The sequence below is a fragment of the Pseudomonas sp. MF08817 genome, from assembly GCF_059862705.1.
Window position 1 is genome coordinate 62392 of the sequence record NZ_JCBCUY010000023.1, and the last position, 16494, is coordinate 78885.

Consider the following 16494-nt stretch of genomic DNA (forward strand, 5'->3'; position numbering starts at 1 on the left):
GCCCCCATGCGGGAGCCTCGATGTTCAAGCGTGCGGCTTACATGTTCGGGTAAGTCGGGCCGCCAGCGCCTTCGGGCGTGACCCAGGTGATGTTCTGCGCAGGGTCCTTGATGTCACAGGTCTTGCAGTGCACGCAGTTCTGGGCGTTGATCTGGAAGCGCTTTTCGCCGTCTTCTTTGGTGATGACTTCGTATACGCCGGCCGGGCAGTAGCGCTGCGCCGGTTCGTCGTACAACGGCAGGTTCTGGTTGATCGGGATGCTCGGGTCGGCCAGTTTCAAGTGGCACGGCTGCTCTTCTTCATGGTTGGTGCTGGAGAGGAATACCGAGCTGAGCTTGTCGAAACTCAGTTTGCCGTCGGGCTTGGGGTAGTCGATCTTCTTGCTGTCCTTGGCCAGCTTGAGGCAGGCGTAGTCCGGCTTGGTGTCGTGCAGGGTGAACGGGATCTTGCTGCCCAGGATGTTCTGGTCGAACCAGTTGAACCCGGCGCCCAGGATCGGGCCGAACTTGTGCATCGCCGGGCCGAAGTTGCGGGTGGCGAAGAGTTCCTCGTAGAGCCAGCTGGCCTTGAACGCATCGACGTAGCTGGTCAGCTCGTCAGCGCCTTCGCCGCCGGCCAGCAGCGCATCGGCCACGGCGTCGGCGGCGAGCATGCCGGACTTCATGGCCGTGTGGCTGCCCTTGATCTTGGCGACGTTCATGGTGCCCAGGTCGCAACCGATCAGCGCGCCACCCTTGAAGACCATTTTCGGCAGCGAATTCAGGCCGCCCTTACTCAGTGCGCGGGCGCCGTAGCTGATGCGCTTGCCGCCTTCGAGGTACTGCTTGAGCACGGGGTGATGCTTGAGGCGCTGGAACTCATCGAACGGCGACAGGAAGGTGTTGCTGTAGGACAGATCGACGATCAGGCCGACCACCACTTGGTTGTTTTCCAGGTGATAAAGGAACGAGCCACCGGTGTTCTCGTTGCTCATGATGTCCAGCGGCCAGCCGGCGGTGTGCATTACCAGGCCTGGCTGATGCTTGGCCGGGTCGATTTCCCAGATTTCCTTCAGGCCGATGCCGTAGTGCTGGGCGTCGGCGTCGCTGCCCAGGTCGAAACGCTTGATGAGTTGCTTGCCGATATGGCCACGGCAGCCTTCGGCGAACAGCGTGTACTTGCCACGCAGTTCCATGCCGGGGGTGTACAGGCCTTCCTTGGGCTGGCCTTCGCGGTCTACGCCCAGGTCGCCGGTAATGATGCCGCGCACCACGCCGTTTTCGTCGAACAGCGCTTCCTGGGCAGCGAAGCCTGGGTAGATCTCCACGCCCAGGTTCTCGGCCTGCTGGGCCAGCCAGCGGCACAGATTGCCCAGGGAGATGATGTAGTTGCCCTCGTTGTGCATGCTCTTGGGCACAAAGAAGTCGGGAACTTTGGTGGCGTTCTCGGCACTGCGCAGGACATAAATGTCATCGCGTACCACTGGCGTGTTCAGCGGCGCGCCCAGTTCCTTCCAGTCCGGGAACAGTTCGTTCAGGGCCCGGGGTTCAAACACGGCGCCCGACAGGATGTGCGCACCGACTTCCGAGCCTTTTTCGACCACACAGACGCTGATTTCCTGGCCCGCTTGCGCGGCCTTTTGCTTCAGACGGCAGGCGGCAGACAGGCCAGCGGGGCCGGCTCCGACGATGACTACGTCGAATTCCATGTATTCGCGTTCCACAGGCTCTCTCCTACTCAAGGCTCACAGTTTTTTCTAATTGGAGGTTTGGTGTTGCATCCGTTGTTTGGGCTACCGCTTTATGACGCCGCACTCAAGGGGGGCAAGCAATGGATGACCCACCTGTCTCTCTAAGCGGCGCATTATATCTACACCACTCTCAGCGTCCAATACAAACGTTTGTTTGAATTTGCTGGAAGCCAGATAAATCAAAGAAGCGCGGCTTATAACTGACCATTTTGCCGTATTGACCGGAATAGGCGTTCCGGTCAAGATACGGTCGGTTTTGCGCTCGCCGTAGGCTGGCTGTTGGTTTCAAGAGCACCTCTAAAGACAGGGCGAAGGCAGCATCAGGTGACATAGGCGCGTGGTTTGGCGCGCAGTTTACACACCGCGAAAGGGAATGACTTGTCAGTCACTACTGACGAATGGTCATCCGCCTTGCGGGCACAGTCCCCCGTTCAATATGCCGGCGTTTTTAGAGGTGCCCTTGCGCCGATAAGCATCAACCGCCAGGTTCGCCTAGGCGACTTTCTTTTCACCGGAGAGTAACGAGGAATCCATGAAGGTTCTTGTAGCTGTCAAACGAGTGGTCGACTATAACGTCAAGGTTCGCGTCAAAGCGGACAACTCCGGCGTCGACCTCGCTAACGTCAAGATGTCGATGAACCCTTTCTGCGAAATCGCAGTGGAAGAAGCGGTACGCCTGAAAGAGAAAGGTGTAGCGACTGAAATCGTCGTCGTCTCCATTGGTCCGTCCACTGCCCAAGAGCAACTGCGTACCGCACTGGCCCTGGGTGCCGATCGTGCCATCCTCGTCGAATCCGCCGATGAACTGAACTCCCTGGCCGTGGCCAAGCTGCTCAAGGCTGTGGTCGATAAGGAGCAGCCGCAACTGGTGATCCTGGGTAAACAGGCCATCGATAGCGACAACAACCAGACCGGCCAGATGCTGGCGGCGCTGACCGGTTTCGGCCAGGGCACCTTCGCGTCGAAAGTCGAAGTGGCGGGCGACAAGGTTGCAGTCACCCGCGAAATCGACGGCGGCGCGCAAACAGTCTCCCTGAGCCTGCCAGCGATCGTCACCACCGACCTGCGTTTGAACGAGCCGCGCTACGCGTCCCTGCCAAACATCATGAAAGCCAAGAAGAAGCCTCTGGAAGTGCTGACTCCGGACGCTTTGGGCGTTTCCACCGCCTCCACCAACAAGACCCTGAAAGTCGAAGCGCCGGCTGCACGCAGCGCGGGTATCAAGGTCAAGTCGGTGGCTGAACTGGTCGAGAAACTGAAAAACGAAGCGAAGGTAATCTAAATGACTATCTTGGTTATTGCTGAACACGACAACAAAGTGCTGGCCCCGGCCACGCTGAACACTGTGGCTGCGGCTGCGAAAATCGGTGGCGACATTCACATCCTGGTAGCGGGCTCCAACGCTGGCGCCGTGGCTGAAGCCGCTGCGAAAGTGGCTGGTGTGTCCAAGGTGCTGCTGGCCGACAACGCTGCCTATGCCCACCAGTTGCCGGAAAACGTCGCGCCGCTGGTTGCCGAACTGGGCGCTGGCTACAGCCACATCCTGGCTGCCGCGACTTCCAACGGCAAAAACATCCTGCCGCGCGTTGCCGCTCAGTTGGACGTTGACCAGATCTCCGAGATCATCTCGGTAGAATCAGCCGATACTTTCAAACGCCCGATCTACGCCGGTAACGCCATTGCCACCGTGCAATCCTCGGCCTCGGTGAAAGTCATCACCGTGCGTGCCACCGGTTTCGACCCGGTTGCCGCCGAGGGCGGTTCGGCCGCGGTTGAAGCCGTTGGCGCTGCGCACGACGCGGGCAAGTCGTCCTTCGTTGGCGAAGAGCTGGCCAAGTCCGACCGCCCTGAGCTGACCGCTGCCAAGATCGTCGTTTCCGGCGGCCGTGGCATGCAGAACGGCGACAACTTCAAGCACCTCTACGCCCTGGCCGATAAGCTGGGGGCTGCTGTGGGTGCTTCCCGTGCGGCCGTGGACGCAGGCTTCGTGCCTAACGACATGCAGGTTGGCCAGACCGGCAAGATCGTCGCCCCACAGCTGTACATTGCTGTCGGTATCTCCGGCGCGATCCAGCATTTGGCCGGTATGAAAGACTCCAAAGTGATCGTTGCGATCAACAAGGACGAAGAAGCGCCGATCTTCCAGGTGGCTGATTACGGCCTGGTAGCTGACTTGTTTGAAGCTGTACCTGAGTTGGAGAAGCTGGTTTAAACCAGTCGCTTCACTTATAAAGAGCCCGGCCTTATGGTCGGGCTTTTTTTATTGTGTTCACTGTGGGTGGGGAGGTAGGCATGGCGTTGCGACGCTTGGGCGGAATGTCGTTGCTGGTGGGGTTGGGCCTGTTGCCGGTACTGGCGGGCGCGGCCGGTAAATGCGAGCGGCTGGTGGTGACTGGCAGCCCGGATGCCCCGCCCTACCTGTGGCAGGACCCGCAAGACCCCAAACATTTGATCGGCGCCAGTGCCGACCTGATGCAGCAAGTGGCCGGTGAGCTGGGGCTTAAGGTCGAAGTGTTGTACGCCGGCAAACGGGCCCAGGCCTTGGACGAAGTGCGCAGCGGGCGCATGGACTTGCTGCTGGACGCACCGTTGACGGTTAATGAACTGGCCGCCCTGGACTACGTGCACCCACCGCTGGTACGCAACGACTATCTGGTCTGGACCCGCAAGGATTCGCCGCTGGTCTACAGCCAGGCTTCAGACTTACAGGGCCACTCCGGGGCCTTGTCGCAAAAGGCCCGGCTTACCCAGGATTTTGAACTGTTCGCCGAGCAAAACCTGGCCCTGGTGCGCCCCCCCAACCTGACCCAGGCCTTGCAGAAACTGCTGCTGGGCGAAGTGGAGTACGTCCTAGCCGGGCGCTATGCGGGAATGGCCATGGCCCAGACCCTGGGCATGGCCGACGACCTCCTGGCCCACGGGCAAGCGGTGGATCAGCCGGGGTTGTTCCTGGCGGTTTCCCATAACTCGGCCTGCAACGATCCATGGTTGCGCGGACAGTTGGCCAAAAAGATGACAGAATTGCCCGCGTCCGGCCTGGCGCAGGCTGTGCTGCAGCGCAATATCGAGCGCTGGAAGGCCCAGCAGAAGCAACCCGCCAGCGCCCCAAATCAGTAGGGATTTTTAGTGAGTATTCGACCTCTTTTCGCTGCCCTGGCCGTTCTGGCTCTGGCGGGTTGTGCAGCCGATCCGGCGCCGAATGAACAAATGCGTTTGACCGAGCAAGCCCTGGAACAGGCCAAGGCCGTGGGCGCCATGCCCGAGGACGTGGCCGAGTTGAAACTGGCCGAAGATAAATTGCTGCGCGCGCGGGCCGAGATGTCCGATCAGTCCTTCAAGGACGCCCGCATGCAGGCTGAACAGGCCGAGTTGGACGCCCGCCTGGCCGAAGCGCGGGTCCTGACCCTCAAGAGCCGCGAGCAGTTGAATGTGCTTAACACCCGTATCACGCGCTTGCGCAAGCAGTTGGGAGACGCCCAATGAGCCTGAATAAAAGCGTGATGGGCGGTGTGCTCCTGGCCAGTTGCGCCAGCCTTTTCGGCTGCGCCGGCCAGCACAGTGATGCGGCGCTGCAACAGGCAGCGACCCAGTTCCAGAAGGTCAAGGAAGACTCCAATGTGCTGCGCATCGCGCCCAAGGATGTGATCCGCGCCGGTGAATCCCTGGCCCGTGCCGATCGTCTCTCCAGTTACTGGGGCAGTGGCGAAGACGTGACCCATTACGCCTACCTGAGCCAGCGCTACAGCGACATCGCCCTGGAGCACACCGAGCAGGTGCTCAACCAGGAGCGCGCCGCCAAGCTGGAACTGGAGCGCCAACGCCTGCAACTGGCTTTGCGCGAGGCCAAGTTGCTCAGCGTGCAGCAGCAGGGCAAGTGGCTGGAAGAGCAGATCATCAGCCTGGCCACCACCCAGACTGACCGCGGCTTGGTGATGACCCTGGGCGACGTGCTGTTCGACACGGGCGAGGCCGACCTGAAAAGCTCAGCCAACCGTACCGTGCTCAAACTCGTGCAGTTCTTGCAACTGAACCCAAAGCGCGTGGTGCGCATCGAGGGTTACACCGACAGCACGGGCGGGCGCCAGGACAACCTGAAACTGTCCCGCGACCGCGCCCAAGCGGTCGCGGACGTGCTGATCGACCTGGGCATCGACGAAAAACGCATCCAGGTCGAAGGCTATGGCGATGAATACCCGGTGGAAGCCAACGCTTCCGAGCGCGGCCGTGCCCAGAATCGCCGGGTGGAAATCGTCTTTTCCGACGAAAAAGGCCAACTCGGCGCCGCCCGCTAAATCCGGCCCTCCAAAAAAAACACTGAACGAGCCTGTGGGAGCGGACCAAACCCGCTCCCACAGGGCAAACCTGCCACTGATGCGCGGGTTTGCACCTGTGAACAACAGCGCAAACCGTCCAGTTTTTCCTGTCACTGCCTTGGCTGCTCGACTATTGTGGCAACTGTGCCCGTACACTTCTAAACTGTGCCGGTGTTACGTCCCACAAAAATAATAGGCCCGTAAGCCGAGTACCGCGTCATGACCAACCTTTTGCTCTACCAACGTATCGCCCAGCAGTTGGCCGAGGACATTCGGCGCGGTGTCTATCAGCCCGGCGAGCGCGTGCCGTCGGTGCGCAAGATGAGTTCGCAGCTCAATGTCAGCCATGCCACAGTGCTGCAGGCGTATGCCAACCTGGAAGACCAGGGCCTGATCCGCGCACGGCCGCAGTCGGGTTACTACGTGCACCAGACGCCAGCACTGACGGCGCCTACCCCGGATATCGCGCGGGTCGAGCGGCCGGGGTTGGTCACCCGCAGCAGTATCATCCAGCAGGTGTTGGTCGAGTCGCGCCGCGAAGGCGTGTTTCCTCTGGGGGCGGCGGTGCCCAGCGTGGATTACCTGCCGGTAAGGGCGTTGCACCAGCAACTGGCCAAGGTCACCCGTTTCCATAGCCCGCGGGCCTTCAGCTACATGTTCAGCCCCGGGTTCGAACCGCTGCGCCGCCAGGTGGCGATCCGCATGCGCGATGCCGGGGTGGTGGTTGACCCTTCGGAAATCGTTATCACCCACGGCTGTGTCGATGCCTTGCAGATGTCGCTGCGGGTGCTGACCCGCCCCGGCGATCTGATCGCCGCCGAGTCGCCGACCTATTACGGCCTGCTGCAACTGGCGGACCTGCTGGGGCTTAAGGTCATCGAGATCCCCAGCGACCCCTCCACCGGCATGAGCCTGGAGGCCCTGCAATTGGCGGCCAACCAGTGGCCAATCAAGGCCCTGGTGCTGACCACGCGCCTGAGCAACCCCTTGGGCGGGACCATGCCGGAAGAGCGCCAGAAGCAACTCCTGCGCCTGGCCTCGGATTTCGATATCCAGATCGTCGAAGACGATATTTATGGCGAACTGATGTTCGAGCAGGGGCGCACCAAGTCCCTCAAGGCCTACGATCGACTGGACCGGGTGATCTACTGTTCGAGCTTTTCCAAAACCCTGTCGCCGGGGGTGCGCATCGGTTGGATGATTGCCGGTAAATACCAGCAGGAAATCCAACGTTTGCAGACGTTCAGTACCCATTCGGCCTGCAGCGTCACACAAATGGGCATCGCCGCGTATCTGGAAAACGGCGGCTACGATCGCCACCTGCGCTACATCCGCCAGGAGTACCGCAAGAACCTCAGCGCCTTTCAACTGGCGGTGCAGCAGCATTTTCCCGAAGGTACGCAAATGACCCGGCCTACGGGCGGCTTTATCCTGTGGGTCAGTTTGCCGGGGCGGGTCAACACCCAGGAGCTGCATGTGCGGGCGTTGCAGCAGGGCATCAGCATTGCACCTGGGCTGATTTTCAGTAACACCGAGCAGTTCAACCACTGCATCCGCCTCAACTGCGCCACGCCCTGGAACCGTGAGGCGGAGCGCACCTTGATGACCTTGGGCATGCTGGCCAGCCAACTGTGCCAGGAAACCACCGGCGGTTTTGCGGGGCTTTGAGCGGGCGATTGAGCCGGCGCGCTTGTCATCAAGTGTTCAACAGGCCAGCATATGGCCCTCTGCCGTTAATGCTGTCAGGTCTATGAAACCGAGTTTTCCCGCTGTTTGGTTATTGGTCGGCCTGTTGAGTGCCCTCAATGTGGGCACCGTGCTGGCGGCCAGCGGCCAGGAGAAGTCCACCGCTAGCACCACGGTGAACCCGGCTGGGGTCGGCGCGAAAAAAACGGTCTCCCCGAAAAATACCGCCGCCAAGCCCAAGCCTCGGCCCACGCGCAAACGTGCGCCGGTCGCGGCTAAATCCAAGTCTGCCAGCGAACTGGCGAAAACCCCGTTGGTGCCGGCGCACTTGGACCTGAGCTTGCCCCAGGACATGGTTCGCCACTTGCAGCCACTGGGCGCGCTGCCCTCGCTGGTCAAGCGCGAGCCGCTGCTGCCGCCGTTGTTCAACGAAAAACCTAAGGACGACAGCCCCTTCCAGCTCAACGGGCGCTTGCTCAGCAACGAAATGGGCCTGCAATTGCGCAATGATGAGCGCCGCGATGTGGAAGGCGCAGCCCTGGACTTCGAGTTCAAGCAGTAGCCCATCACCACCGTTGTGCGTTCTGGCCATGACCCTTTGTCGCCGACTGCCCGGTCACGGCGCTTTGCGCGTAAAAACCCGGTTCCGGGGAATTTCAAACGGCTGTTTTAGCGAGTAACCTGTGCCGCGTTTCACCTGCTCTGGCTTGTTATCTAGGAACCCCTCGTCATGAACTGCCGCCAAGGCTGTGGCGCTTGCTGCATCGCCCCCTCCATCAGTACACCGTTGCCCGGCATGCCTAACGGCAAAGCTGCGGGCGAACGTTGCCTGCACCTGTCGGTCGAACACCTGTGCCTGATTTTCGGCCAGCCCGAACGCCCGCCCGTGTGTGGTGCGTTTCAGGCGGATGTCGAGGTCTGTGGTAGTGATCGCGAAGAAGCCATCAGGCTGATCGGTTGGTGGGAAGACATGACGGCGGCCTGAGGGCCAGCCATGACCGGAACTTCAACAACAAGGAATAAGACAATGGGTTCGCTGCATCGAATGGCAATGTGCTGTGGTTTAACGGTTTTATTGGCGGCCACCGCCCAAGCTGAGGACTGGAAAACCGCCAAGGATGAGGACGGTATCAAGATTTCCCTGAGTGAAGTCGCAGGCTCTCAGTACAAGGCCTACCGCGGCGTCACGGTGATTAAGACCTCCATGGACAAGCTGCGCGGTCTGCAGGAAGACGTGGCCGGCGCTTGCGCCTGGATCCACGAGTGCAAGTCGCAGAAACTGCTCAAGCACGAAGGCGCGCAGAGCTGGACCTACACCCAGTTCAATACGCCATGGCCGGTCACACCGCGCGATTCGGTGACGCAGATCACCACCGAGCAAGGCGCCGATGGCAGCCTGACCCGCACGCTCAAAGGCGTGCCCACCTACCTGCCCGAAGAAAAGGGCTTTGTGCGGGTGGCCCAGGTCGAGGGCTTCTGGAAGTTCGTGCCCAAGGGCGCGGACCAGATTGAAGTGACCTACCAGGTCCACACCGAGCCGGGCGGCAGCGTGCCGTCGTGGCTGGCCAACAAGTTCGTGGTCGAGGCGCCGTTCAATACCTTGAAGGCCCTCAAGGAACGCGCCGAGAAGTAAGGGCGCAACGTGCCCGCCCAAGACCGCCCCCGTGGCGGTCTTTTGCTGTGGGGCGGGTTGAACGAATCGGGCGTGGGGCCGGTCGAGATACTGTGAGCCCACTTTGGGGTTTATCGAGGAGGCGCTGATGCAAAAGTGGAATGTCACCTATGTCGACGATCACGGTGAACCCAATGTCGAGGTGTTTGAGTGCGTCGGTCCGCCCAGTCATGAAGAGGCGGCCAAGCTGATCCGGGCCCGCTTGTTTCCCGCGCTCGACGCCTTGCCCCTCAATGACCTGGAAGGGCGCACCGATGACCCGACGCTCAAGAGCCTGAAAGAGCAGAACAGCATCGAAATCATCAGTGTTCTGCCGACCAGCCCCGGTTAAAAAACCCACCATAGCCCGTTGGCAGAGCTAATGGCTTCGGGCTACTCTGCAACGGAGATCAGCGAGTCCATCGCTAGTTCCGGTCTTGTCAGCTACATGCTTGTTTCCCGTTGGCCATTACCGGGCCATATCGCTGTCCGCCGTCGTGCGCCAGTGCAGGGAGTACGGAAAGTCTATCCATCGTGAGGAGGACGTTTCATGAGCACAGCCTATCAAGAAGACCTCAGCACCAGCGTGCTGCGCCGCATGAAAGAAGGCGGCTTTGATTTTTCACGATTCCATCCCATCGAGTTTTACGCCATTTTCCCGGACGAAGAAGGAGCGCGCCGGGCAGCCAGGCAGTTTCGCGGTGAATCCCTTAATGCCCAAGTCAGTGCGCGCGACGACGGCGCCTGGCACCTGGAGTTGAGCAAGGTGATGTACGCCACATACGGCGGCATCGGCGATTTCGAGCAGGACTTCGAGGCAGTGGTCGAACCACTGGGCGGCATTCTCGAAGGTTGGGGCGTCAAGCAGGAGGTTCGCGGGCGATTGGCCTGAACACCCTGAGTGTCATCACATACCAGCATCGGCTGACCTTCGGGTCGGCCGATTTTGTTTGTGCGGCACTGAACCTGGCGACAGACGCGCAAAAAAAAAGCCACCGCGAAGGTGGCCAAAAGGGAAGAGCGTGGGCACCCGGTCCGCCGTCCTGGGCGCTTTGGGGCAAGTGGCGGCGATTATCCCGACGCGCCGGCGTGCAGTGAAATCAACTCTGACTATGCTGTTGATAGCTATGGCTATTGCTTCGCAATGAAGCGGGATCGATCAGAGGGAGGCGTTTGCTGCACAGGAATGGTGCGCCGTACGCTGGCTGTATATCCAACTGATTGATATTTAAGCGTTTATGCCGATGGCACGAGGCTTGCGAAGCCTTCGTGTCCTGGTGACAAGGAGTACGGCATGATCCGCACCTATTTTGATGAGATGTACGATGCCGCCGGCCTAGTGCGCCCGCATTACCGGGAGTTCGCCCGCTGGTTGGCCGAAACACCGGATGAACTGCTGGCCCAGCGGCGTCGGGAGGCCGACCTGCTATTTCATCGGGCCGGCATCACTTTCACCCTCTATGGCGACGAGCAGGGCACCGAGCGCCTGATTCCCTTCGACACCATCCCGCGCAGCATCCCCGCCAGCGAATGGCGCGTGGTCGAGCGCGGCTGCATCCAGCGGGTCAAGGCCTTGAACATGTTCCTGGCCGACCTCTACCACGAGCAGCGCATCATCAAGGCCGGGATCATTCCGGCCGAGCAGGTGCTGGCCAACGAGCAGTATCAGTTGGCCATGCAGGGCCTGGACCTGCACCGCGACATTTACTCCCATATTTCCGGAGTGGACCTGGTGCGCGACGGCGACGGCACCTACTACGTGCTCGAAGACAACCTGCGCACCCCCAGCGGCGTGAGCTACATGCTCGAAGACCGCAAGATGATGATGCGCCTGTTCCCCGAGCTGTTCGCCGCCCAGCGCATCGCGCCCATCGACCACTACCCCAACCTGTTGCTCGACACCCTGAAAAGCTCTAGCCCGTTGGACGACCCTAGCGTCGTGGTGCTGACCCCCGGGCGCTTCAACAGCGCGTTTTTCGAGCATGCGTTCCTGGCCCGGGAAATGGGCGTGGAACTGGTGGAGGGCGCCGACCTGTTCGTGCGCGACGACCGCGTGTTCATGCGCACCACCGACGGCCCGAAGGCCGTTGACGTGATTTACCGGCGCCTGGACGACGCCTTTCTCGACCCCTTGGCCTTCAACCCGGACTCCATGCTCGGCGTGCCGGGCCTGCTGGCGGCCTATCGCTGCGGCAACGTGGTACTGGCCAATGCCATCGGCACCGGGGTGGCGGACGACAAGTCGGTGTACCCCTTCGTCACCGACATGATCCGTTTTTACCTGGACGAAGAGCCCATTCTGAAGAACGTGCCGACCTGGCAGTGCCGCAACCCCTCGGAGCTTTCCCATGTGCTGGCCAATCTTCCAGACCTGGTGGTCAAGGAAACCCAAGGCTCGGGTGGCTATGGGATGTTGGTGGGGCCGGCGTCCACGGCGGCGCAAATCGAAGCCTTCCGCGAGCGGATCAAGGCCAAGCCCCACGCCTATATCGCGCAACCCACGCTGTCGCTGTCCACCTGCCCGACGTTCGTCGAAAACGGCATTGCGCCGCGCCATATCGACTTGCGCCCGTTTGTCTTGTCTGGCCGCGAAACCCGGGTTGTGCCCGGCGGCTTGACCCGCGTGGCCCTTCGCGAGGGCTCCCTGGTGGTGAACTCGTCCCAGGGCGGCGGTACCAAGGACACCTGGGTGGTCGAGGATTGAAGGAAGCTTGCCATGTTGAGTAGAACTGCCTCGGATTTGTATTGGATGTCGCGTTACCTGGAGCGGGCGGAAAACCTCGCGCGGATGCTCGATGTCAGTTATTCGCTGTCGCTGATGCCCCAGGACGGGCGCGGCGATGGCCTGCATGAACTGGCGATGCCGTTGCTGATTACCGGCACCCTGGACGATTACCTGGCACGCCACGGCGAATTGCATGCCGAACGCCTGCTGCATTTCTTCGCCCTGGACGCGGAGAACCCCGCCAGCATCTACAGCTGCCTGGGCGCGGCGCGGGCCAGCGCCCACGCGGTGCGTGGGCGGATTACCGCCGACATGTGGGAAAACATCAACGCCACTTGGCTGGAAATTCGCGGCATCGCCGAGCAAGGTCTGGGGCGCTACGGCATGAGCCGTTTCTGCGAGTGGATCAAGGAACGTTCCCACCTGTTCCGCGGGGCGTCCTACGGCACCATCATGCGCAACGATGCCTTTCGCTTCATACGCCTGGGCACCTTTATCGAACGGGCCGACAACACCCTGCGCCTGCTCGATGCGCGTTACGAGATGGCCGGCGACCAGGCCGAAGCGGTGAGCGACGGCACCGCCCATGCCTATTACCAGTGGAGCGCGTTATTGCGGGCGCTGTCCTCGTTCGAGGCCTACACCGAGATCTACCGCGACGCCCCCGGCGCGCGGCATGTGGCTGAACTGCTGCTGTTACGCGCCGACGTCCCGCGCTCGCTACGTGCCTGCACCGAAGAAATCGACCAAATCCTCGCCAGCCTGCCCGGCACCAACGGCCGCCCGGCCCAACGCCTGGCGGCGGAAATGGACGCGCGCCTGCGTTACACCGGCATCCACGAAATCCTCGACGAAGGCCTGCACGCCTGGCTGACCGAGTTCATCCCACTGGTGCGCCAGTTGGGCAACGCCATTCACCGTTCCTACCTGGAGGCTGCATGAGACTCTCCATAAGCCACGAAACCACCTACCACTACGACGACCAGGTGCGCGCCAGCATCCAGTACCTGCGCCTCACGCCCCACGACAGCGAGCGCCAGCACGTATTGAGTTGGCAACTGGACCTGCCGCGCCCGGTGCGCGCGCAACTGGACCCGTTCGGCAACATCCTCCACGTGCTGACCCTGGACGAACCCCACGAAGCCATCATCATTGGCGCGCGGGGCCAGGTGGACATCGACGAATTACGCGAGGCCGAGCACGAGAGCCAGTCGGCGCTGCCGTTTTTGCGCTTCACCCGGCTGACCGAGGCCGATGAGGCCTTGCGCGAATTCGCCCGCCGCCAATGCTTCAGCCGTCGCGACCGCAGTGCCTTGATCGACCTGATGCACGCCCTCAACCAGCACATGACCTATACCCCCGGCTCCACCGAAGTGGACACCAGCGCCGCGCAGGCCTTCGCCGGGCGCGCCGGCGTGTGCCAGGACCACACCCACGCCTTCCTCGCCTGCGCCCGCAGCCTGGGCATCCCGGCGCGGTACGTGTCGGGTTACCTGTACAGCGAAAACTGCGAACACCTGGCCAGCCACGCCTGGGCCGAAGCCTGGCTCGACGACGCCTGGTACAGCTTCGACGTAACCAACGAACTGGCCCGCCCCGAACGCCACCTGAAACTGGCCGTGGGCCTGGATTACCTCGATGCCTGCCCGGTACGCGGCATGCGTCGGGGCGGCGGCTGCGAGCAGATGCACGCCAAGGTGTTCGTCTCGCCCACACCGGTGCTTCTCGTCCAGCAGCAGTAAAGCTAACGGCGTGCTGCTGATGCCGCCGCTTGCTACAGCAGCCGCGCAGCCTCAAAGGCGCGGTTTGCGCCCCGCCATATGGGTCAAATACTCCACCAACCACGCCAATTGCTCATCCGGCAGAATGCTGGCGTTAAAGCCCGGCATTTTTGCCTGGGGCCAGTGGCGCAGGCTTTGCGGGTCGCGGATGTAGCGCTTGAGAAAGTCGGCGCCGAAGTATTCGGTGGGGCTGTAAGGCAGGTTCAGGTCCGGGCCGACCTGGGCATCGCCCGCGCCATTGAGGCGATGACAGGCCAGGCAGTTTTTCTGGAACAGGGTAAAGCCACGGTTGACCGGGTCGTCGCTGGCCAGGGCCGGGTCGGGGCGCAGCGCCGGGAAGCGTTCGGCCACCGGGGCCAGGCGTTTGATTCGCGTCACTTGGAACGGCCACTGCTCGGGGCTGATGGCGCTGGCCTGCGGGTGTGTCCACACCAGATAGAACGGCCCGGCGCTGGGCTTGCCCTGGGCCAATGGCGGCCAGGGTGCTTGCGGGTCTTCCACCGCCAGCCAAGCCTGCGCGCCGGCAGTTTGTAACAGTGGCGCGGCGGCCAGTTCGGCGGCAAAACCGTCCAGGGCCACGGCTTGCAGGTGATCGGCCGCAGTAATGCCCGTCAGCAACGCTGCCAGGGGCACGGCGCGGTAAGTCATGTCGCGCTTATAGGTCACGTCGTTGCGGATATGCACGGCTTGCGCTTGCGGGTGGGCGAGCAGTTCGGCGGTTTGCCAGGTGCGTTGCGGGGTGCCCAGCTCCAGCACCAGTTGTGCCGCGGACAAGGGCGGGCAAAGCAGCAGGGCTGCCAGCAGCAGAAGGGCTTTCAAGAAGGGAGGCCTGTCGAAAAAAGTGGGGTATGTGCCAGTTGCCGGGCGAGCTGGCAAGACTGGCACACCCACGTCTACCCGATCAACTTGGTGATGTTCGGCACGATCAACAGCAGAGTGGTGGCGAAAAGAATGAGCCCGGCCTGGCGTACTTTCGAGTGTTTAAACATGGCTGACTGCCTTTTTTGTTATTTCCTGAGCGTCAAATGCTTGCCTGTCAGATCCGTCTGGGCAAAGCGCTGTACTTTCCTTGTGACGAGAGCCCCGGCAAAACCCGACGGCTATCTCGTACAGAATTTACCTTAGGGGCCACGTGGCGCCTGGCTTAGACCCATTTCGTATGGATGTCTTTATAAAACCTTCCAAATAGGTATGAGGCCTATTGCCAGCCGCCTAGCGGCCCCTTGGCTAGACACGTGGCGCCCTCACGCGGGGCAATCCGTTAGGCGACTACCGTTCGTCTGAGCGTGACCGTCAAGGCCCGTGAGCGCTTAGGTCATTGAATCCGCCGCCGCCGAGCCTAAGGTGGGAACTCGCCATTCACTCTCCTGCACAGCGGTTCGAGGACGTCATGACCCAAGCGTTGATTTTCGATGCACTACGCACGCCCCGTGGCAAAGGCAAGGCCGACGGCGCCTTGTACAGCGTCAAACCCGTGAACCTGGTGGCCGGGTTGCTCGGCGCCCTGCAACAGCGCACGGCACTGGACACCAGCCAGGTCGATGACATTGTCCTGGGCTGCGTGACGCCCGTGGGTGACCAGGGCGCCGATATCGCCAAGACCGCTGCCTTGGTGGCCGATTGGGATATCTGCGTGGCCGGTGTGCAAATCAACCGCTTTTGCGCCTCGGGGCTGGAGGCAGTCAACCTGGGGGCGATGAAAGTGCGTTCCGGTTTCGAGGATTTAGTGGTGGTCGGCGGCGTGGAATCCATGTCCCGCGTGCCCATGGGCAGCGACGGTGGGGCCTGGGCCCTGGACCCGCAAACCAACATCCACAGCCAATTCGCGCCCCAAGGCATTGGCGCCGACCTGATCGCCACCCTCGAAGGCTTCAGCCGCGACGACGTCGACCGCTTCGCCCTGCATTCCCAGCAAAAAGCGGCACGCGCCAGCGGCGACGGCTCATTCGACAAATCCCTGGTGCCGGTGCGTGACCAGAACGGCATCGTGCTGCTGGCCCATGACGAGTTCATCCGCGCCAGCACCACCCTCGAAGGCCTGGGCAGCCTCAAGCCGAGTTTCGAGATGATGGGCCAGATGGGCTTCGACGCCACGGCGCTGAGGGTCTACAGCCACGTGGAGCGGATCAACCACGTACACACCCCGGGCAACAGCTCGGGGATTGTCGATGGCGCCGCGTTGATGCTGATCGGCTCCGAGGCCAAGGGCCGCGAACTGGGCCTCACGCCCCGGGCGCGGATCGTTGCCACGGCGGTCACCAGCACCGACCCGACCATCATGCTCACCGGCCCCGCGCCCGCCACGCGCAAGGCCCTGGCTAAGGCCGGGCTGCGGGTCGAGGACATTGACCTGTTCGAGGTCAACGAAGCCTTTGCCTCGGTGGTGCTCAAGTTCATTAAAGACATGGCCATCGACCCGGCGCGGGTTAACGTCAACGGCGGCTCCATCGCCATGGGCCACCCCTTGGGCGCCACCGGGTGCGCCATCCTCGGCACCTTGCTCGATGAACTGGAAGTGCGCGGGCAACGCTATGGCCTGGCCACGCTCTGCGTCGGCGGCGGCATGGGTATTGCCACCATCATCGAACGCCTCTGAGCCCCCCATTCCA

Annotated in this window: 17 protein-coding genes; 15 read left to right on the forward strand and 2 right to left on the reverse strand. The window is 61.9% G+C overall.

All coding sequences use genetic code 11. The features are described from left to right. Positions 1-37: 37 nt before the first annotated feature. The gene (locus AC19YR_RS15670; protein WP_500599151.1) at positions 38-1702 is read right to left on the reverse strand and encodes an electron transfer flavoprotein-ubiquinone oxidoreductase; all 1665 of its coding nucleotides are present in this window, start codon (positions 1700-1702) and stop codon (positions 38-40) included. 559 nt (positions 1703-2261) lie between these two features. On the opposite strand from AC19YR_RS15670, the gene AC19YR_RS15675 reads away from it, so the two are divergent. The 14 genes from AC19YR_RS15675 (at position 2262) to AC19YR_RS15740 (ending at position 13846) form a co-directional block, all read left to right on the forward strand. Beyond that, a complete protein-coding gene (locus AC19YR_RS15675) occupies positions 2262-3011 on the forward strand; it encodes an electron transfer flavoprotein subunit beta/FixA family protein (protein WP_095110860.1) in 750 nt (249 codons plus the stop codon). Beyond that, entirely contained in the window at positions 3012-3941 is a 930-nt protein-coding gene (locus tag AC19YR_RS15680; RefSeq protein WP_095110861.1) for an electron transfer flavoprotein subunit alpha/FixB family protein, read from the forward strand. 80 nt (positions 3942-4021) lie between these two features. Then, positions 4022-4846, forward strand: a complete 825-nt coding sequence (locus AC19YR_RS15685; protein WP_500599154.1) for a substrate-binding periplasmic protein — start codon at positions 4022-4024, stop codon at positions 4844-4846. 9 nt (positions 4847-4855) lie between these two features. After that, complete coding sequence (locus AC19YR_RS15690; RefSeq protein ID WP_095110863.1) at positions 4856-5212, forward strand: DUF4398 domain-containing protein; 357 nt, start codon at positions 4856-4858, stop codon at positions 5210-5212. Continuing rightward, positions 5209-6021 (forward strand): OmpA family protein, encoded by an 813-nt coding sequence (locus AC19YR_RS15695; RefSeq protein ID WP_500599156.1) that lies wholly within the window; start codon positions 5209-5211, stop codon positions 6019-6021. The genes AC19YR_RS15690 and AC19YR_RS15695 overlap by 4 nt, the downstream gene beginning before the upstream one ends. 240 nt (positions 6022-6261) lie before the next feature. Continuing rightward, on the forward strand, positions 6262-7710 hold the full coding sequence (locus AC19YR_RS15700) for an aminotransferase-like domain-containing protein (protein ID WP_095110865.1): 1449 nt from the start codon (positions 6262-6264) through the stop codon (positions 7708-7710). A gap of 82 nt (positions 7711-7792) precedes the next feature. Beyond that, complete coding sequence (locus AC19YR_RS15705) at positions 7793-8290, forward strand: translation initiation factor 2 (protein ID WP_095110866.1); 498 nt, start codon at positions 7793-7795, stop codon at positions 8288-8290. Between the two features lie 168 nt (positions 8291-8458). Further along, complete coding sequence (locus AC19YR_RS15710; protein ID WP_095110867.1) at positions 8459-8713, forward strand: YkgJ family cysteine cluster protein; 255 nt, start codon at positions 8459-8461, stop codon at positions 8711-8713. A gap of 42 nt (positions 8714-8755) precedes the next feature. Further along, on the forward strand, positions 8756-9361 hold the full coding sequence (locus AC19YR_RS15715; RefSeq protein WP_095110868.1) for an START domain-containing protein: 606 nt from the start codon (positions 8756-8758) through the stop codon (positions 9359-9361). A 127-nt stretch (positions 9362-9488) separates the two neighbouring features. Further along, on the forward strand, positions 9489-9731 hold the full coding sequence (locus tag AC19YR_RS15720; protein WP_095110869.1) for a hypothetical protein: 243 nt from the start codon (positions 9489-9491) through the stop codon (positions 9729-9731). A 198-nt stretch (positions 9732-9929) separates the two neighbouring features. Further along, positions 9930-10271, forward strand: coding sequence for a ribonuclease E inhibitor RraB (locus AC19YR_RS15725; RefSeq protein WP_095110870.1), 342 nt, complete (start codon positions 9930-9932; stop codon positions 10269-10271). Between the two features lie 402 nt (positions 10272-10673). Then, positions 10674-12083: a circularly permuted type 2 ATP-grasp protein gene (locus tag AC19YR_RS15730; protein WP_095110871.1), complete on the forward strand. Its 1410-nt coding sequence runs from the start codon at positions 10674-10676 to the stop codon at positions 12081-12083. Positions 12084-12095: 12 nt separating this feature from the next. After that, the gene (locus tag AC19YR_RS15735; protein WP_095110872.1) at positions 12096-13046 is read left to right on the forward strand and encodes an alpha-E domain-containing protein; all 951 of its coding nucleotides are present in this window, start codon (positions 12096-12098) and stop codon (positions 13044-13046) included. Further along, on the forward strand, positions 13043-13846 hold the full coding sequence (locus AC19YR_RS15740) for a transglutaminase family protein (protein WP_095110873.1): 804 nt from the start codon (positions 13043-13045) through the stop codon (positions 13844-13846). Before AC19YR_RS15735 ends, AC19YR_RS15740 begins: the two co-directional genes overlap by 4 nt. A 51-nt stretch (positions 13847-13897) precedes the next feature. On the opposite strand, the gene AC19YR_RS15745 is transcribed toward AC19YR_RS15740, so the two are convergent. Continuing rightward, positions 13898-14704, reverse strand: coding sequence for a c-type cytochrome (locus AC19YR_RS15745; RefSeq protein WP_500599159.1), 807 nt, complete (start codon positions 14702-14704; stop codon positions 13898-13900). A gap of 571 nt (positions 14705-15275) precedes the next feature. On the opposite strand from AC19YR_RS15745, the gene AC19YR_RS15750 reads away from it, so the two are divergent. Then, on the forward strand, positions 15276-16481 hold the full coding sequence (locus AC19YR_RS15750; protein WP_500599161.1) for an acetyl-CoA C-acetyltransferase: 1206 nt from the start codon (positions 15276-15278) through the stop codon (positions 16479-16481). Positions 16482-16494 lie beyond the last annotated feature (13 nt).